The sequence below is a fragment of the Psychrobacter sp. TS_SC_6 genome, from assembly GCF_056156305.1.
The window spans coordinates 2,063,465-2,080,457 of sequence record NZ_CM149590.1 but is presented as its reverse complement, the minus strand read 5'-3'; the positions used below and the strand labels follow the sequence as shown (position 1 = coordinate 2,080,457).

Genomic DNA, 16,993 nt, shown 5'->3' with positions numbered 1-16,993 from the left:
GATTATGCTAACCATTCTAAAGTCAATTTTCCCAGTAAATTGTTATGAGCGGGCAGACTGCTATCAGCGTTATTTGCTGTGTTAACACGACTGTCCGTACTATTAGCAACCACACCAATCAGTTGGCGCTTGATTAATTCAAGCACCGCGACAAAGCTGACCACCACACCTATTTTTCCTTGGTCTTTATCTAATAGTTCATAAAAAGAGCGCGCGCCGTCCATACTCAGTTGGCGACTGATACTAGCGATACGATCAGCAAGTGGCACAGCATCGACCTTGATGCTATGCATCTGATAGTCGGGTTGCAGCTGCATTTTAAACAAGCTATCAATCAATAGAGTAGGTGAATAGCTGGGCAGCTCAGCATCCATAATGTCTTGACTGGGCATACTGACCATCGCCAAAAAGACATCGCGCTCAAGTCGGATTAAATTGTCTAAACGCTGACTGGCAGCTTTGACTTGGGCGTATTCTTCAAGACGCTCAATCAGCTCAGCTTTTGGATCGCGCTCATCGGTAGGCGTTTCTGGTTTAGGAAGTAACAACTCAGTCTTGATCGCAATCAAGGTTGATGCCATTAGTAGATAGTCGCCGGCCAACTCAAAATGATTGGTGTCCAATTCACTGATATAAGCCAAATACTGCTCTGTAATCGGTAATATCGGCATCTGTGTCAAATCGACGTTGTTTTTTTTGACCAAATACAATAAGAAGTCCAATGGCCCAGCAAATTGCTCTAACCAAATCGCAAACGCTTGCGGTGGCACATACAGATCTTCTGGCAAATGCTGTACAGGCGTCTGATAGATGCGCAGAGACATATCATGAATCTCTGCGCTAGACTCAATTAATCGCTTACTTTGCATGGCAGCAGGCTATTATCATCATAAATAATAAGTTATTTAAGTTTAGCAAGTGGACGAATACCAATCGCACGGCGAGTCTTATCTAGTTGCTTACGGCTATGACGGCGGGCTTTTTCTGCCCCCATCTGTAGGATTTCTTCTAACTCTTTTGGGTTTGCCATCAGTTCCTCATAACGTGCGCGGAACGGGGCAACTTCATCATTGATTTTATCAAACAACGCTTGTTTGGCATCGCCCCAGCCAATACCAGCGGCAAACTGCGCACGCATATCGACAATCTCAGTAGGCGTTGCAAAGGCTTTATAAATCTCAAAAATAGCAGAGTCATCAGGGTCTTTTGGCTCAGCAGGTAACTGCGAGTTGGTAACGATCTTCATGATGGCTTTATGCATCTGCTTTTCACTGCTAACTTGTGGATTTAGATCACCAAATAGGGGAATGGTATTGCTATAGCTCTTACTCATCTTACGACCATCAAGACCTGTGAGTAGTGGGATATCGTCATCTACAACAGCAGATGGTAGCGTAAACAGCGGCTTATAACGATGATTAAAAGTGCCAGCAATGTCACGAGCCATCTCGATATGCTGAATTTGGTCACGACCAACTGGGACATGCGTGGCATTAAACATCAAGATGTCTGCTGCCATAAGAACTGGATAACCGAACAGCCCCATATTGATACCTTGGTCGGGATCAATATCTTCCTTTTCCATATTGATATCGACTGACGCCTTATAAGCGTGCGCACGATTCATAAGACCTTTTGCACATGAACAGTTTAAAATCCAAGCTAGCTCAGGGATTTCAGGCACATCCGATTGACGATAAAAAGTCACGCGCTCTGGATCAAGACCACAAGCAATCCAAGTTGCTGCAATGGCTTTGGTCGATTCATGAATAATAGCAGGGTCATAACAGCCGATAATACCGTGATAATCTGCTAGAAAAAAGAATGCTTCATCATCACTGTTTTGGATAGACTCAATCGCTGGGCGAATTGCACCAACGTAATTCCCCAAATGTAGGGTGCCAGTCGGTTTGATACCCGTAAGGATACGTTTGGGTGCTGCTGAGCTATTAATAGTAGTTTGGCTGTCAGAAATCTGATTATGACTCATGGAAAATCCGTTATTTATTGATCAAATTATTATAAATTTATGGTTATTTATCTGCTGATAATAGCAAAAAATATTAGCTGTAAATTATAGCAAATTTTGCCAGTGATTTTCTTTGGAATAAAAGCTTACTTATAGATATCCCTACGACCTTCGGGAGCGTTTTTAAAACGGCGATGGAACCACATCCATTGAGTGGGGTCAATACGAATCAAACCCTCTAGCAATTCATTAACGCGAGTCGCATCAGCCACTTCATCATTACTAGGGTAGTTATCCAATTCGGGTGTAATCGTCAGATGATAATGAGGGCGTTTTCCACGAGGTAAATTATCTGGTGTCTGCCGATAAGTATGCAGCGCCATTACGGCTGGTGGATGCTCTTTATTACCTAAGGTTGCCAATCGCCGCGTTACCGTCAGGGTTGCTGCTGGTACGCCAAAAAATGGCGCCATAACGCCTTGTTTTAGACCATAATCTTGATCCGGTGAATACCAAATCACACGACCTTTTTTAAGGGAACTAACAAGGCTACGCATATCACGGTTGGAGATTTGTTTACTCAGAATATTTGTGCGCCCATTATAAATGAACCAATCAAGCAATGCGTTATTTTGTGGACGATACATACCATCCATTGGGAAGAACTGGGTACAAAGCATACCGCCTAGATCAAGCATCGTGTAATGGGCACCCAATAAGATGACCGCTCGACCCTCATTTTGTGCATTAACAAGATGCTGTAACCCTGAGATAGATACGGTGCGAGTAAAAACATTTGGACGGAACCAAGCACATAAGGTTTCAAATACGCCAATGCCTTGATTGACAAAGACTTGCTTTGCCATGAGCTCATGTTCAACTTCTGGCTTTTCTGGAAATGCCAGTTTGAGGTTAATTAAGGTATCACGGCGGCGTGAGCCTACGACAGTATAGATCAAAATACCAAGCTTACGACCGAGCCAAAATTGCCACCGTAGCGGCAAAAAAATCAGCGGCAAAAAAATAGCAAATAATAGCCAAATACCCCAATATTTAGGCACTAAAAACTGCCATTCAAAAGGTTTCTTTTCTGCTTGATCAGTCTGCTTATGCGTTTGGGTAATCGTTGGTGTGCCAGCAGGTAGAGCCGGAGACTTAGCAGGCGGCTGTATACTTAGTGGCGGCACGCTGCTCTTTGAGACAGATTTGCTAGGATCATATTGTTCGGGCGTTTTCATAAGACTGTTACTAGTAATGAAAAGTTATGATTATGATGGGGTAGTAAGCGAGACTTTGCAAGGTGATTTATCCTTTGTGAAGACAGATTTATAGGCAATATAGTTATATATGAAAATTGTTTTTTATAAAAGCATCAGGCATAAAAAAACCTTATAAGCTGCGGACAGCTTATAAGGTCTTGCAAATCTATTCTTATACTTAATGCTGCAGCCGTTGCTCTGAGATAAAGACAACAATTGCAGAAATATAAGTGATAGTTTTGATTAACGTTTTGAGAATTGTGGACGTTTACGTGCTTTACGTAGACCCAATTTCTTACGTTCAACTTGACGTGAGTCACGAGTAACAAAACCAGCTGCTTTTAGTGCAGGTTTGTTGGTTTCATCAAGCTCAATCAATGCACGCGTGATGCCGTGACGGATTGCGCCAGCTTGACCACTAATACCGCCGCCTTTTACAGTGATGTAAAGGTCATAAGCAGTAGGGGTGTCAAGTAATTCTAAAGGCTGACGAACAACCATGCGCGAGGTTTCGCGGCTGAAATATTCGTCAAGTGGTTTGCCGTTAACAACGATGCTACCAGTACCTTTCGCTAAAAAGACACGAGCGGTAGAAGTTTTGCGGCGACCAGTTCCGTAATTGCGTTCCATAAGTGTATCCTTAGATGTCTAGTGCTTTAGGTTGCTGTGCTTCATGTGGATGTTCGGTACCCGCATAAAGTTTCAGCTTCTTGATCATCGCATAGCCAAGAGGACCCTTTGGAAGCATACCCTTAACCGCTTTGTGTAGAACATCTTCAGGCTTATGTGCAAGCAGTTTACTGAAGTTGGTTTCTTTGATACCACCTGGGTAGCCACTGTGACGATAGTACTTTTTATCTTGCGCTTTTTTACCCGTTACCGTGATTTTGTCAGCGTTGATGACAACAATAAAGTCACCAGTGTCAACGTGCGGTGTAAAAGATGGCTTGTGCTTGCCACGTAAGCGAGTAGCGATTTGAGTGGCTAAGCGACCAAGGGTTTTGCCGTCAGCATCTACGACATACCAGTCATGGGTCACTTCAGCTGGTTTTGCACTAAGTGTTTTCATGATAAAACCTTAAAATTAGAATTCGTTGAGAGTTTAGCTGGGAACGGGGCTCTCAAAAAACAGACTGCACATTATAAGCAGTAGCGCCTACGCTTGCAAGCTGCATTGGGGTTTATTTTCGCCTTATATACATTAAACTGCAGCGTTGGCCAGTTTTTTAGCGGTTTTAAACATTTATAAATTTTATTAACAGAATTTATTAACCGGACAATTATGACGATAATAGATGATAAAGTCCAGCAACAACTTGTCCAACTTTGGTCTGTTTCAGACAATCAAAATACAATGTTTGCGATTCATCGTCTTTTTGCAGCGCAAGCGTGGTATTGAAAACCGTTGCCAGTTGACTCAATTGCTCATCTAAATCTTTATCCGCTTCTAGGTAGATAAGTGTGTCTGCATTGATTAGATCCTGGGTAAACAAAGTGGTCAAAATAGATTGCCATAAATCCTTAGCATAAGGTGGATCTATAAACACGATATCAAAGGGACGCGGTACAAGCTGCTTTTGTTGTAGAACTTGTTCGGCTGTGCCCTGAATGATTTTATGGCTGTCACTATCAAGACGTAACATCTCGGCACTTTGACGTAGCATTTGAGTTTGGGCGGCATTCATTTCAATAAAAATACAATGAGCAGCACCGCGCGATAAGGCTTCAAAACCTAAGACGCCGCTACCGGCGCAGCTATCGAGCACTTGAGCGTCATGAATATCAGAAATCAGCCAATTAAATAAGGTCTCACGTAGCCGGTCTGGAGTCGGACGTAATCCTTCTGCATCAATAAAACGTACGATACGGCGTTTAAACTGACCACCGATAATACGTACATCACCAGCCGTAATAGACTTGGTTTTTTGATTTTTAGTAGGCTTACACGCGCTTGAAGATTTTTTCATAAAATTAGCTTAGTTATCTACTCTATACTGAATATGTTAGCCAGAAGTCGCTGTCGTTGTAGCGGTTTGAGCCTGTTCTTTTGCGGCTTCTAGTGCTTTGTCTTCTTTTTCACGTATCGCATCACGCATGGCTTTTTCAAATGCTTTTTGCCGTTTAATGACCTTTAGTTGATCAGGGGTGGGCGGCAAAATAGGATTGGTGTCGCGCTGCAATACCCAATAGTCAAATAAAGCGCGGCCGATAGGGGCAGCAACGGCACTACCACCGCCACCGTTTTCGACCAATACAGCAAGGGCGATTTGTGGGTCTTCTACGGGCGCAAAACCATTGAACCAAGCATGATCCCAGTGGCGCTTATCTATCGAGGATTTATCATAGCGTTTGCCCTGTGCGATAGATTTGACCTGCGCAGTACCTGTCTTGCCAGCAATACGATAGCGCGGTGTATAGATACCACGTCCTGTTCCCGCCTTGATGGTTTCTTCCATCGCATCATGCATACGTAACCAGTCAGAAGGCTTGCCATTGTAATCAATCTTACCATCAGGCTTGGTAATGACATCGACTGCCGCCGCGCCGTCACTACTTTTTAAGAGATGCGGGGTAATGTGCTGACCTTTACTAGCGGTCATGGCAGTGGCATTAGCTACCTGTAACGGGGTGGCCAAAAAATAGCCTTGACCAATGCTGACTGAAATGGTTTCACCAGGTAGCCAGTCTCTATCATAGGTTTCTTTTTTCCATTTTGGCGATGGCATAATACCTGAGCGTTCATTGGGTAAATCGATGCCAGTTTGCTCACCAAACCCAAAACGTATCATCCAGTCATGCAATCTTTGAATCCCCATCTCATAAGCCAGCTTATAATAATAAGTGTCCACCGACATCATTACCGACTTTTTGAGGTTGACTGAGCCATGCCCACCGCGTTTCCAGTCACGAAAACGGTGACTGTCACCAGGTAAGCTAAAATAACCGGGGTCATAGATGGAAGTTTCCCACTCGCGCAGACCGTAATGCAGCGCGCCCAACCCTTCAAAAGGCTTGATGGTAGAGGCAGGTGGGTACATACCTTGCAAGGCTCGGTTGTACAGTGGCTGATCAAGATCATCGCGCAAATCGCCATAATCCCTAAAAGAGATACCAGAGATAAACGGGTTGGGATCGTAGCTTGGATTACTGACAAACGCCAGTACATCGCCGTTTTTGGGATCGATTGCGACAATGGCACCGCGCCTACCATCAAGCTGCTGCTGCGCCACAACCTGCAACCCATAATCTAAACTTAAGGTGATGTCGTTACCGGCGATTGGTGGCTTAGTATCGAGTTGACGCAGCACATTACCGTGCGCGTTGGTTTCTACTGACTGATAACCAGGTTGCCCAAGCAAAATATCTTCGTAATAATCTTCGATCCCAATCTTACCGATAAGGTCGGTACCAGCATAGCGATCTTTATTGATTCTCTTTGATTCTTTGTCATTAATACGTCCGACATAGCCAATAACATGGGCAAAAAGTTCATCATACGGGTATGAGCGTGTAAGCTTACTTTGGATGCTAACACCGCGAAAAAAGGGTTTGCGTTCACTAAACTGCGCCAATTGCGCCTCAGTTAAATCAATCTTGATGGTTACCGGATCATTTTTACTTTTACTCACACGCGCCAAAATATCGGTGATATTTTCATCCGTCAAATCAAAGATGGGCGCGAGTAATTGTAAAGTACGCTCAGGGTTTTCGACTTCATCAGGGCTGAGCATAGCGGTGAAAACCGGCTGATTGTCAGCGAGGATAACGCCATTGCGATCATAAATATAACCACGACTTGGTGGGGCGGAAATCAATTTGATGCGATTGTTGTCTGCTTGGGTCGTATATTTATCGTGAGCAAAAAATTGCAGAAATCCATAACGTACTATTAGCCCTAGCAAGCCCACAAATATGATTAATCCAAGAATAAGAATGCGACTGGTAAAAATGCGATTGACCTGTTCGGTATCAGGAGTGATCGGTTTGTTCATATAAAGTCAGTACCCAAACAGTCAGTGAGACAATAAATCAAAAAGTTATCAATGGAGGTATTTATGAAGTAGCAGTCGACCATGTCAAATATCATGTAGACAAAGCGAGGTGAGCATAAAGGATAAGCTAAGGACTTTCAACAACATAGCGTGATATAAAAAGCATTTAATATCTGAAATATTATCATCATAGATCTACAAACATCTCGCAAACCACAACGGCAAATTATAACAGATCGAAAGCGATGACGCAGTAGACAGTCATTTATTTTATCACTGTTATAAAAGGTGTCATTATTATGCATATGACTGTGGTTGGTGACTCATTTCACAACGGATCTAATCACCAAGTAAATTTAAAAGAAGTAGTTATTAAATTGGTTACTGGTCATACGGCAGTAGGTTATTTTAAGGATTTTTTGTGCCACAGTAGCAGTGTGAAACGTGTCATCTCTAGTCACAACTTGCCTAGGGTCTACATGTGCTAATGGATGGCAAGTATGCTAAAATCAGGCGATTTATTTCGTAGTAGTTATTGGGGAAAGGGCTTCTTATTGCTAAGCGTTGTTAATGTGCTCAGAATATTTGGTCAACATCGATCATCACGGCAAGGATACATAAAGTTATGGATGTAACTTCATTGTGGCAAACAATCGCTGAGCACCCTGAGTTTTTTGCCATGCTTACCATTCCGCCGGTGACAGCATTTGTGACATGGATTCATGTCTGGATGGCGCTCAAGATGCTGTTTTATCCGATTAAGTTTCGCGGTATACGTATCCCTAACTTCCCATTTTTTGGGCTACCAGGTCTTGGCTGGCAAGGTATTGTGCCAAGAAAAGCGGGTAAGATATCTGGCGTGATTGTTGATCAGACGCTATCTAAGCTTGGCTCGCTTGATGAGTTTTTTCAAGCTATGGAACCAGATCAGATGGCGCTGTTCATCACTGAGGCGGTTGATAAAAACCTTGAAAACTTGATTGATGAAATTATGCTTGATCATTCGTCAGCACTGTGGGGCAATCTGCCTTATGCGCTCAAGCGCCGTGTCTATGCCCAAGCACATCAAGAGCTGCCAAGTATTATGCAATCTTTGGTGACTGATTTGACCTATCATGTCGAAGATTTGGTCGATATGCGTAAGATGATTGTCAATAAGATGGAGAGTGATCGTCGTTTGATGGTCAATATGTTCTTAAAAGTCGGACAAAAAGAAATCAATTTTATTTGGCATATTAGTGCTTTGATTGGGCTGATTTTTGGCATTATCCAAATGTTTATATTTTTGGTAGTGCCGCAACATTGGACAGTGCCTTTCTTTGCGGCCATTTGGGGCTTTTTGACCAATTGGATTGCGATTTGGATGGTATTTAATCCTGTAGAGCCTCATTTTATCCGTTATGTGAAGTTTTTTATGCTGAAGAGCCATTTTCCCTTTATCAAGTTGCAATTGCCGCATATCGCACGCTATCGACTTCAAGGCGGCTTTATGAAGCGCCAAGAGGAGGTATCTGAAGTATTTGCCGAGATAGTGGTCAAAGATTTGGTGACGCTTGAGAATATCATGAATGAGATGATGTATGGTGACCGTGCTATTGAAACACGTGAGTTGATGAAATCGCATCTATATAAAGTCTTAGAGTCACCAGTGATTAATACCACTTTACGATTGGGACTCGGTCGCCGTGAGTTTGGACAATTAAAAAACACCATCATTGATAAATCTATCGTTGCCACTATGGTGCCACTACGTGACCCTGAGCTCAATGAAAGCCGTGCCAGTAAGATATTTGGACTGTTTCGTGATCGCATCCGTGCGCTGACGCCTGATGAATTCCAAAACTTATTACGTCCTGCCTTTCGTGAAGATGAGATGACACTCATTGTGCTTGGTGGCTTAACAGGGTTCTTGGCAGGTTGGCTACATCTGGTATTGGTGTTTTTCCCAGCCATGCAGTGATAAGCAGTTTTTAGTTTTTTGACACACATCGCATACAGAGTGGATACACAAACGTGACAAGTTGACGCTAATGTACCATGCTGTAAGCACCCCAAGCTGCAATGGCTGATGGGGCTACTTAGCTAATAATAACAGCAAAACATACCAGCAGTAATAAGTACTGGATACTTTCGACTATCCTGAAATAACAATCCCTAAAATAAACAATGACCGTATTAAGGTAAACAAGGTTAGACCGTATGTTAATCACAGAATTGGGTTATTTTGCCGTGCTAGCCGCATTTATGTTGGCGATTTTGCAGGTAGTATTACCAACGATAGGCGTTATGCGTGATCATGTTGCTTGGCAGCGTTTGGCACCGAGCTTGGCATGGGCGCAGTTTGCCGCTATGACTACCTCGTTTGGCGCATTGATGGCAGGCTTTTATTTTAATGACTTTAGCCTTGTCTATGTGTCGCAGCATTCGAATACCTTGCTCCCTTGGTATTATAAGTTATCAGCGACGTGGGGCGGGCATGAAGGCTCGCTACTGCTATGGATGACTATCATGGCAACATGGTGTGCTTTGGTCTCATACTTTAGCCGTGGTTTGCCATTGTCGATGCGCGCGCGTGTATTGGTGATATTAGCCGCTGTACAAATGATGATGCTGGCCATGCTCATCTTTACCTCGTCACCGTTTGACCGCACTTTGCCAAACTTGCCAGTGGATGGCGCTGATTTAAACCCTGTCTTACAAGACTTTGGTTTGATTATCCATCCACCGATGCTGTATATGGGCTACGTTGGTATGGTGGTGCCATTTGCGTTTTGTATGGCGGCATTGTGGGAAGGGCGCTTGGATGCGGTTTGGACACGCTGGTCACGTCCATGGGCATTGGCTGCTTGGGGGTTTTTAACTATTGGTATTGGACTGGGTTCTTGGTGGGCATATTACGAGCTTGGTTGGGGTGGTTGGTGGTTTTGGGATCCAGTAGAAAATGCTTCATTGCTGCCTTGGCTGGCAGGTTTGGCATTGCTACATTCGCTGGCGGTCACTGAAAAGCGCGGTGTCTTTAAGGCGTGGACGATTATGCTGGCAATTTTTGCCTTTGCATTAAGCTTACTTGGAACATTCTTGGTACGCTCTGGGGTTATTACCTCTGTGCATTCATTTGCTGCTGATCCCACGCGTGGTTTAGTGATTTTAGTGATTCTTGGTATCATTGTTGGTGCTGGCTTATTGATGTTCGCTGTGCGTGGCTGGCGTCTGACTATTGAGAGTCAGTATCAGCTGATTTCACGTGAGTCATTTTTAGTCATTAACAACGTCATCATCTTGATTGCGACCTTAGTAGTATTACTTGGTACGCTCTATCCTATCATTGCCGACGCCTTCAATTTAGGTCAGGTATCCGTAGGTCCTCCGTACTTTAATGCGCTGTTTGTGCCACTGACTTGGCTATTAATGATAGCAATGGGCATGGGCTCTAATATCCGCTGGAAACAAGACAGTCGTCCGCTGTTGGGCGTTGGTATTGTCATTGGGGCAAGTAGCCTTGTTTTAGCTGCCGTCATTACCTACTTTGTTAGCCCATCTGCCATGCTCAATATTGGTGTAACGCTAGCGGTAAGTTTTTGGGTATTGTTATGGATGGCAGTTGATTTTAAAGACAAGACCAAAAACGCCCCAAGCTTCTTCAAGGGCCTAGGTAAGCTCCGTTTGAGTTACTGGGGTCAGCAGACAGCTCATATCGGCGTTATTATAGCCGTCATCGGTGTCGCCTTTACCAGTACCTTTAGTATTGAGCGCGATGTGGCATTAAGGATTGGCGAAACGGTTAATGTCCAAGGTTATGACTTTGCATTAACCGATTTAAGAGAAACGAGAGGCAGCAACTTTGATGCAACGCAAGCCGAGGTCACAGTAACTAAGAACGGCAAAGAAGTAACAATACTTCATCCTGAAAAACGGATTTACATCATCAGTACGATGCCGACCACTGAGGCGGCAATTAATGCCAACCTCATGCGTGATTTGTATGTCGCACTTGGTGAGCCTATCGCTGAGGGTAGCAATCAATGGGCAGTACGTATTTACGTGAAGCCATTGATTCGCTGGATATGGCTCGGCGCTATTATTATGGCATTAGGTTGTCTATTGAGTATGCTTGATAGGCGCTATCGTCTCAAAACAAATAAGACGCCCGCTCAAATTACAGCAAGCAAGTCAGGTTTTGCGACCGTTGCTGACTTAGATGGCAACAATGCGACAGATTCCACGGCAACAATAGGGGAGAAATAAGATGACTCAATCAGATAATTCTCCCAAAAAAGGTGCTGATAAAAAAGGCAATCAAACGATGAAAAAAAGCCAAATTAGGATATGGTTTTTGATTCCGCTGATCATCTTTGCCGCTTTTATAGTCATGCTGTATTTTCGTTTAGGTCAGCCGACAGAAATCGTAACCAATACCGCTCTTGAGCGTCCCGTGCCCGCTTTTGAGCTGCCGTTATTGTCAGATACCAGTCGTATCATGACCAATGATAACCTGCCAGATCAGCCTTTTTTGATGAATATTTGGGGTTCTTGGTGCCCAACTTGTATCATTGAGCATCCTTTTTTAATGCAGTTAGAGGAACGCGGTGTCAATCTGGTGGGCGTCAATTATAAAGATGATATTGGCGATGCTCTCGGTTATTTAAACCGAGGCGGTGACCCATTCTCGATGTCTATTCAAGACTTATCTGGTCAATTTGCTTTGGATTTGGGTTTGACTGGTGCACCTGAAACCTTTGTGGTTGATGGTAAAGGTGTTATTCGTCAGCACATTGTCGGTGAGATTAATGAGAGTAATTGGCAGAGCCGTATCACTCCCTGTCTGATGGTGCTCAATGAGGCTGATAAAAATAATGTCAGCCCTGATCCTGACCAAGTTAAGGAGGTGTGCAAATGATTATGATGCCATTAAAATTTATCATGAAAAATTTGGCAAGTTTGATCATTGCTTGTCTTTTTGGTGTGCTTAGTATCAATGCTTATGCCGCCATTGACGTCTACGACTTTGACTCAGTGCAGCAAGAAGCCCAGTACCGTGGTCTTATCGAAGAGCTGCGCTGCCCAAAATGTCAAAACCAAAACTTGGCAGGTTCTGATGCGCCGATTGCCCAAGATTTAAAGCAAAAAACCTATGACATGATTAAAGAAGGTCGGAGTGATGGTGAGATTCGCGCCTATATGCAAGAGCGTTATGGCGACTTCATTACTTATAAGCCGCCTGTACGTCCGTCAACGTGGATATTATGGTTTTTCCCGCCATTATTATTAATTGCATTGATCGTTGGCTGGTTTTGGCAAAGTAAGCGCAGTCAGCGGATAGCCCGTGGTCAAAGTGACATCTTGGCAGACAGCGCTGCTGCGTTATCAGCAGGAGAAAAAGCAGAGCTTGATCGTCTGTTATCACGAGCCAATCGCAATAATAGTGTCAAAACAGATCATGACATCACAAGCATAGAGGACAAAAAATGACCCTATTTTCTACTTTTGGCTTATTTATTGCCCTAAGCTTACTGATTGCACTCATACTGGCAGTGATCGTTATCACACCTTGGCTACGAGCATCACGGTTACGAGAAAACCCCGTTGACAATCAGCTCCTCGATATCAATATTGGTGTATTTCGTGAGCGTTTGACAGAGTTGCAATCGGATAAAGACAATGGCACGATTGATGATGCCCATTATCAAAATCAAAAGATCGAGCTTGAGCGTCAGCTATTGGATGCTCAGCGTGAAGTGACACCCATGGTCGCACCTGGCGTCAAGAGTCGTCTGATTATCATGGTATGGGTGCCTGTGCTAGCAGCATTGGCTTATTTCTTAGTCGGTGATCGTACACCAGTATTTGATTTGTGGGCAAGCGAGGACAAAGTTGCTCAAGTGGCAGATGACTTATTGACCGGTAAGATTGATCAGCCACCCGCTTGGGCGATTGAAGATGGTACTCAGTTGATCAGCGCGATGCAGACCAACGTCTATCGTCATGCCGATGACCCTGATCGCTGGATGCGTTTGTCAGAGCTGTTTTTGTCGTTAGAAGCTACTGACTCAGCGATTGAGGCTTTGTCTCGTGCTTATCGTCTGTCGCCTGACAACGAAGAAATCGCCACCACGTATGCGCAGATTAGCTTTTTTGCTAATAAAGGTCAGCTTGATGCCAATAGCCGCCGTGTGCTGCAAGACGTCCTCGCCAAAAATCCGCAGCACGAAGGTGCGCAAATGCTGATGGCAATGGGCGAGGCGCGCGGTAATAATTTTGAACAAGCGCAAGGTTGGATTAAGCGGCTACGTAAGAGCATTGCTGCCAAACCAGGTGACCATACCCAAGCATTGAGCAGTCTTGATGAGCTAAGTGCCAATGTCACGGCACAAGAGCAGCAAGCGTCTGAAGGGATTGAAGTCACCATCTCTATTGATCGGTCATTATTGCCCCTAGTGAAAGCTGAAGATGTGCTGTTTGTCGCGATACGTGATGTGAAAGGTGGGCCGCCATTTGCCGCCAAGCGTTTACCGATTAGCGCGATTAAGCAAGGCAAAGCAACTGTTAGTCTAAGTGATTTAGATGCGATGATGCCAGAGCGCACATTAAAATCTGCGCGTGATGAAAAAGTTCAACTCGCTGTCATAGCTCGCATCAGTCATAGTGGTACTGCCATTGCCGAGTCAGGTGACCTATCAGGTAATCCTGTGGTGATAAGCGTCGAGCAGAATCAAGTCAATGTGGCTATTAATCAGCAAGTTCCTTAACTCGCTGAGTCCAGAATATTATCCTATATTTAGTGTGCGCTATCGTCTCATCTATGGCGCGCAACCTTCTCTCATGAACAGATAAGTCATCATATGTTGCTGCATCAATACTAAAAATACTTGAGCTTTTGAAAGCCACAAGGTAAGGTAAGCTCTGCAAACTACCAATCCCTAAGTTTTGTTAGTCCCCAAATCCTATTTATTAAGGAGAATCGTGTAATGATGCGTATTATTTTGCTAGGTCCACCAGGCGCCGGTAAAGGTACCCAAGCCCAGTTTATTTCTAAAGAATATGATATTCCGCAGATCTCAACGGGTGATATGCTGCGTGCAGCAATCAAAGAAGGCACTGAACTTGGCAAACAAGCCAAAGACGTGATGAACGCTGGTGGTTTGGTTTCTGATGATCTGATCATTAACCTCGTGCAAGAACGCATCGCTAAGCCTGATTGTGTGAACGGCTGTATTTTAGATGGTTTCCCGCGTACTATCCCACAAGCGCAAGCGCTGGCAGATGCCAACGTGACGATTGACCATGTGATTGAAATCAGTGTACCTGATGATGAAATCGTCAAGCGATTATCAGGTCGTCGCCAACATGCTGGCTCTGGTCGTGTTTATCACGTTGACCACAATCCACCAAAGCAAGAAGGCATTGATGATGTCACCGGTGAGCCGCTTATTCAGCGTGAAGATGATAAAGAATCAACCATTCGCGACCGCTTAGCTACGTATCATGAGCAAACATCAGCCCTCGTTGGCTTTTATCAGAACAAAGCTAAAGAAGGCGGTGATGCGCCTAAGTATGATAAGTTCGATGGTACCCAAGGTATTGATGACGTTAAGCAACAAATATTTTCTGCCCTAAAAGGCTAATATTTGTACTGACGCTAGAATATATCAGATTAATCGAATAGTGTTATGAAAGACCCTGCCGCTAGTAATAGCAATCAGCAGGGTTTTTTAATGGGTCAAAGATAATGACCAATCGCAACATATAGTTGAAATACTTTAAAGTCGCTACAGTGCTACTGGGATAAATTTTTCGAAGCCTCTGGAGTGCAAAGCGCACAGCAAGCGAGAAAAATTGATACCAGTAGTACAGGACTATTGATGTATCGATTTTACTTTTCATTGACTATAAATCTAAATGATTAAAAATAAACTCTAAAAATTTCCATAAAACAGCCATTTACTCATAATAAGTAAATGGCTGTTTTACTAAAACGTTTTACTGATACAGCCAGTAGCGTTTAATTTAAAAATTAAGCGTTACCTTCAGCATCAACTTGTGCTTGCTGCTGACTTTGCGCAAAAGCTTGATCAAAATTCACTGGGGCAAGTAACAATTGCGGGAAGCTACCACGCGTTACGATGTCGCTGATGACTTCACGAGCATATGGGAACAAAACATTCGGGCAATAAGCACCTAGGATTTGACCAATTTGATCTTCTGGGATGTCTTTTAATAAGAAGATACCTGCTTGATGAACTTCCGCGATAAACGCCGCTTCTTCAGCATTTTTCGCAGTGACACTAACGGTCAATACAACCTGATAATGATCATCGTCCAGTTTTTCGGCATTACTAGATAGATTAATATCAAGCTCAGGATTCCACTCTTTGGTGAATACGCTAGCGCCTGGGACTTCAAGTGACATGTCTTTGACATAAATACGTTCTAGTGCTAATTGTGGTTGTGCTTGTTCTTCAGCCATGATAATTCCTCTAAAAGTTAATCAAGTGATTGGGCAAACTGTCATTTTAGTAAAATAGCATTGTAATATAATTCGAGACAAAAGCTCGATATTTTTTATCAAAGCCCTTTATAGCTGTCCCTATCGTTAGTTATATAAATGACTCACATAGATTAGTAAAATAAATAAAGACAGCCAGAATAGCAAAATAGCAAATTAACCCGCTAATAGCTCGTCAAGTTTGCCTTGTTGGTTCATTTGATTGAGCTCATCAAAACCACCGACAAAGGTCTCACCGACGAAGATTTGTGGCACAGTGCGATAATTATTGGTCTTTTGCATGAGAGCACGGCGATCCTCGCTGCTCATATCGTGCATGCCAATCTCTTCATAATCAACGCCTTTTGATTTCAGCAGTTGCTTGGCATTTGAGCAATATGGACAGATAGGGGTAGTATAAACTTTAACAGATACAGTCATGATAAATCCTTATTTATAAATGTATAGAGCAATTGTTATCGGATAGGTTATAGGATGGGAGAGTAGTATTATAAGATTTGCCTATAGAGGCTGCAATCAAGTAAATCACAAGCCTATATTCTATTATGCTTACTATAAAGTGGGGATAAGCAATAGAAATTCAAGCCAAATATATACAAAAGCGTTGTCAGTATGATAAATGCCACATAAAAAAAACACCCTATGAAGAGGTGTCTTTTTTATGCACTACCGATAGATAGTAAGTCATAGTTTAATAAAGTGCGCTATCAAACTACTTATGCAAGCTCGGTTTTGCTTTGACTTTAGTCTTCGGCTTAGCATCTTTTAAGCCAACAAGTGGCATCCCAGCAGCTTGCCAGCCACCAACACCGCCTTCTAAGCGATAAACGCTTTCTTTACCAATCATCTGAATGGCAGCACCTGCTTGTACGCCCATATCGCAGATAATAATCACTGGCTGTTCAATCGCACGAATTTCCTCGATACGGTCTTTTAGCTCAGTAAATGGGATATTGCGACTGCCTTGGATATAACCGGTGACAAACTTCTTTTTGGCACGGATATCGATAAGCTGCGCATTTTGCGAGTTCACCATCATACCAAGAGTATTGGGTGAAATCTTTTTACCGCTACGTTTGTTTTCAATAGCAAAAAATAGTACAGCTAGTACGGCTAATATACCAAATAAAAAAGGGTGGTTGCCCACAAATTCCAGCGCACGATCCAAACCATACCTCCAAAAAAATAAGTGTTCTATTACGCTGAGAAGACAGCCTAATGGATTGAACAAGGCGTTATTATACCGATTAGCCTATCCATAGTAAACGTG

At 43.3% G+C, this 16,993-nt stretch carries 16 protein-coding genes; 6 read left to right on the top strand and 10 right to left on the bottom strand.

What is annotated here, in order from left to right; all coding sequences use genetic code 11:
* Positions 1-2: 2 nt before the first annotated feature.
* From AC0J5Y_RS08765 to mrdA, 7 genes are all read right to left on the bottom strand, one after another.
* Complete coding sequence (locus AC0J5Y_RS08765; RefSeq protein ID WP_475130335.1) at positions 3-869, bottom strand: segregation and condensation protein A; 867 nt, start codon at positions 867-869, stop codon at positions 3-5.
* Between the two features lie 32 nt (positions 870-901).
* Positions 902-1,990, bottom strand: a complete 1,089-nt coding sequence (gene trpS, locus AC0J5Y_RS08760; RefSeq protein ID WP_475130334.1) for a tryptophan--tRNA ligase — start codon at positions 1,988-1,990, stop codon at positions 902-904.
* A 125-nt stretch (positions 1,991-2,115) separates the two neighbouring features.
* The gene (locus AC0J5Y_RS08755; RefSeq protein ID WP_475130333.1) at positions 2,116-3,207 is read right to left on the bottom strand and encodes an LpxL/LpxP family acyltransferase; all 1,092 of its coding nucleotides are present in this window, start codon (positions 3,205-3,207) and stop codon (positions 2,116-2,118) included.
* Positions 3,208-3,471: 264 nt separating this feature from the next.
* On the bottom strand, positions 3,472-3,858 hold the full coding sequence (rpsI, locus tag AC0J5Y_RS08750) for a 30S ribosomal protein S9 (RefSeq protein WP_182406801.1): 387 nt from the start codon (positions 3,856-3,858) through the stop codon (positions 3,472-3,474).
* A 10-nt stretch (positions 3,859-3,868) separates the two neighbouring features.
* Positions 3,869-4,297 (bottom strand): 50S ribosomal protein L13, encoded by a 429-nt coding sequence (rplM, locus tag AC0J5Y_RS08745; RefSeq protein ID WP_010199223.1) that lies wholly within the window; start codon positions 4,295-4,297, stop codon positions 3,869-3,871.
* A 211-nt stretch (positions 4,298-4,508) separates the two neighbouring features.
* Positions 4,509-5,195, bottom strand: coding sequence for a 16S rRNA (guanine(966)-N(2))-methyltransferase RsmD (rsmD, locus tag AC0J5Y_RS08740; protein WP_475130332.1), 687 nt, complete (start codon positions 5,193-5,195; stop codon positions 4,509-4,511).
* A gap of 36 nt (positions 5,196-5,231) precedes the next feature.
* Entirely contained in the window at positions 5,232-7,220 is a 1,989-nt protein-coding gene (gene mrdA / locus AC0J5Y_RS08735; RefSeq protein ID WP_475130331.1) for a penicillin-binding protein 2, read from the bottom strand.
* Positions 7,221-7,845: 625 nt separating this feature from the next.
* Here mrdA and AC0J5Y_RS08730 point away from each other — a divergent pair.
* The 6 genes from AC0J5Y_RS08730 to adk all read left to right on the top strand — a co-directional run bounded on the left by AC0J5Y_RS08730 (position 7,846) and on the right by adk (position 14,842).
* Positions 7,846-9,180 (top strand): hypothetical protein, encoded by a 1,335-nt coding sequence (locus AC0J5Y_RS08730; protein ID WP_475130330.1) that lies wholly within the window; start codon positions 7,846-7,848, stop codon positions 9,178-9,180.
* Between the two features lie 239 nt (positions 9,181-9,419).
* Positions 9,420-11,465, top strand: a complete 2,046-nt coding sequence (locus AC0J5Y_RS08725; RefSeq protein ID WP_475130329.1) for a heme lyase CcmF/NrfE family subunit — start codon at positions 9,420-9,422, stop codon at positions 11,463-11,465.
* A 1-nt stretch (position 11,466) separates the two neighbouring features.
* Positions 11,467-12,117 (top strand): DsbE family thiol:disulfide interchange protein, encoded by a 651-nt coding sequence (locus tag AC0J5Y_RS08720; protein ID WP_475130328.1) that lies wholly within the window; start codon positions 11,467-11,469, stop codon positions 12,115-12,117.
* Complete coding sequence (locus tag AC0J5Y_RS08715) at positions 12,114-12,689, top strand: cytochrome c-type biogenesis protein (RefSeq protein WP_475130327.1); 576 nt, start codon at positions 12,114-12,116, stop codon at positions 12,687-12,689. Before AC0J5Y_RS08720 ends, AC0J5Y_RS08715 begins: the two co-directional genes overlap by 4 nt.
* A complete protein-coding gene (gene ccmI, locus AC0J5Y_RS08710) occupies positions 12,686-13,966 on the top strand; it encodes a c-type cytochrome biogenesis protein CcmI (protein WP_475130326.1) in 1,281 nt (426 codons plus the stop codon). The genes AC0J5Y_RS08715 and ccmI overlap by 4 nt, the downstream gene beginning before the upstream one ends.
* 219 nt (positions 13,967-14,185) lie before the next feature.
* Positions 14,186-14,842, top strand: a complete 657-nt coding sequence (gene adk, locus AC0J5Y_RS08705; RefSeq protein WP_475130325.1) for an adenylate kinase — start codon at positions 14,186-14,188, stop codon at positions 14,840-14,842.
* A 389-nt stretch (positions 14,843-15,231) separates the two neighbouring features.
* Here the strand turns inward: adk and secB are convergent, their stop codons facing one another.
* The 3 genes from secB to AC0J5Y_RS08690 form a co-directional block, all read right to left on the bottom strand.
* A complete protein-coding gene (gene secB / locus AC0J5Y_RS08700; protein ID WP_475132138.1) occupies positions 15,232-15,687 on the bottom strand; it encodes a protein-export chaperone SecB in 456 nt (151 codons plus the stop codon).
* A gap of 192 nt (positions 15,688-15,879) precedes the next feature.
* Entirely contained in the window at positions 15,880-16,143 is a 264-nt protein-coding gene (grxC, locus tag AC0J5Y_RS08695) for a glutaredoxin 3 (RefSeq protein ID WP_475130324.1), read from the bottom strand.
* A 292-nt stretch (positions 16,144-16,435) separates the two neighbouring features.
* Positions 16,436-16,891 carry a rhodanese-like domain-containing protein gene (locus AC0J5Y_RS08690; RefSeq protein ID WP_475130323.1) on the bottom strand — a complete coding sequence of 152 codons (456 nt, stop codon included), beginning with the start codon at positions 16,889-16,891 and terminating at the stop codon, positions 16,436-16,438.
* Positions 16,892-16,993 lie beyond the last annotated feature (102 nt).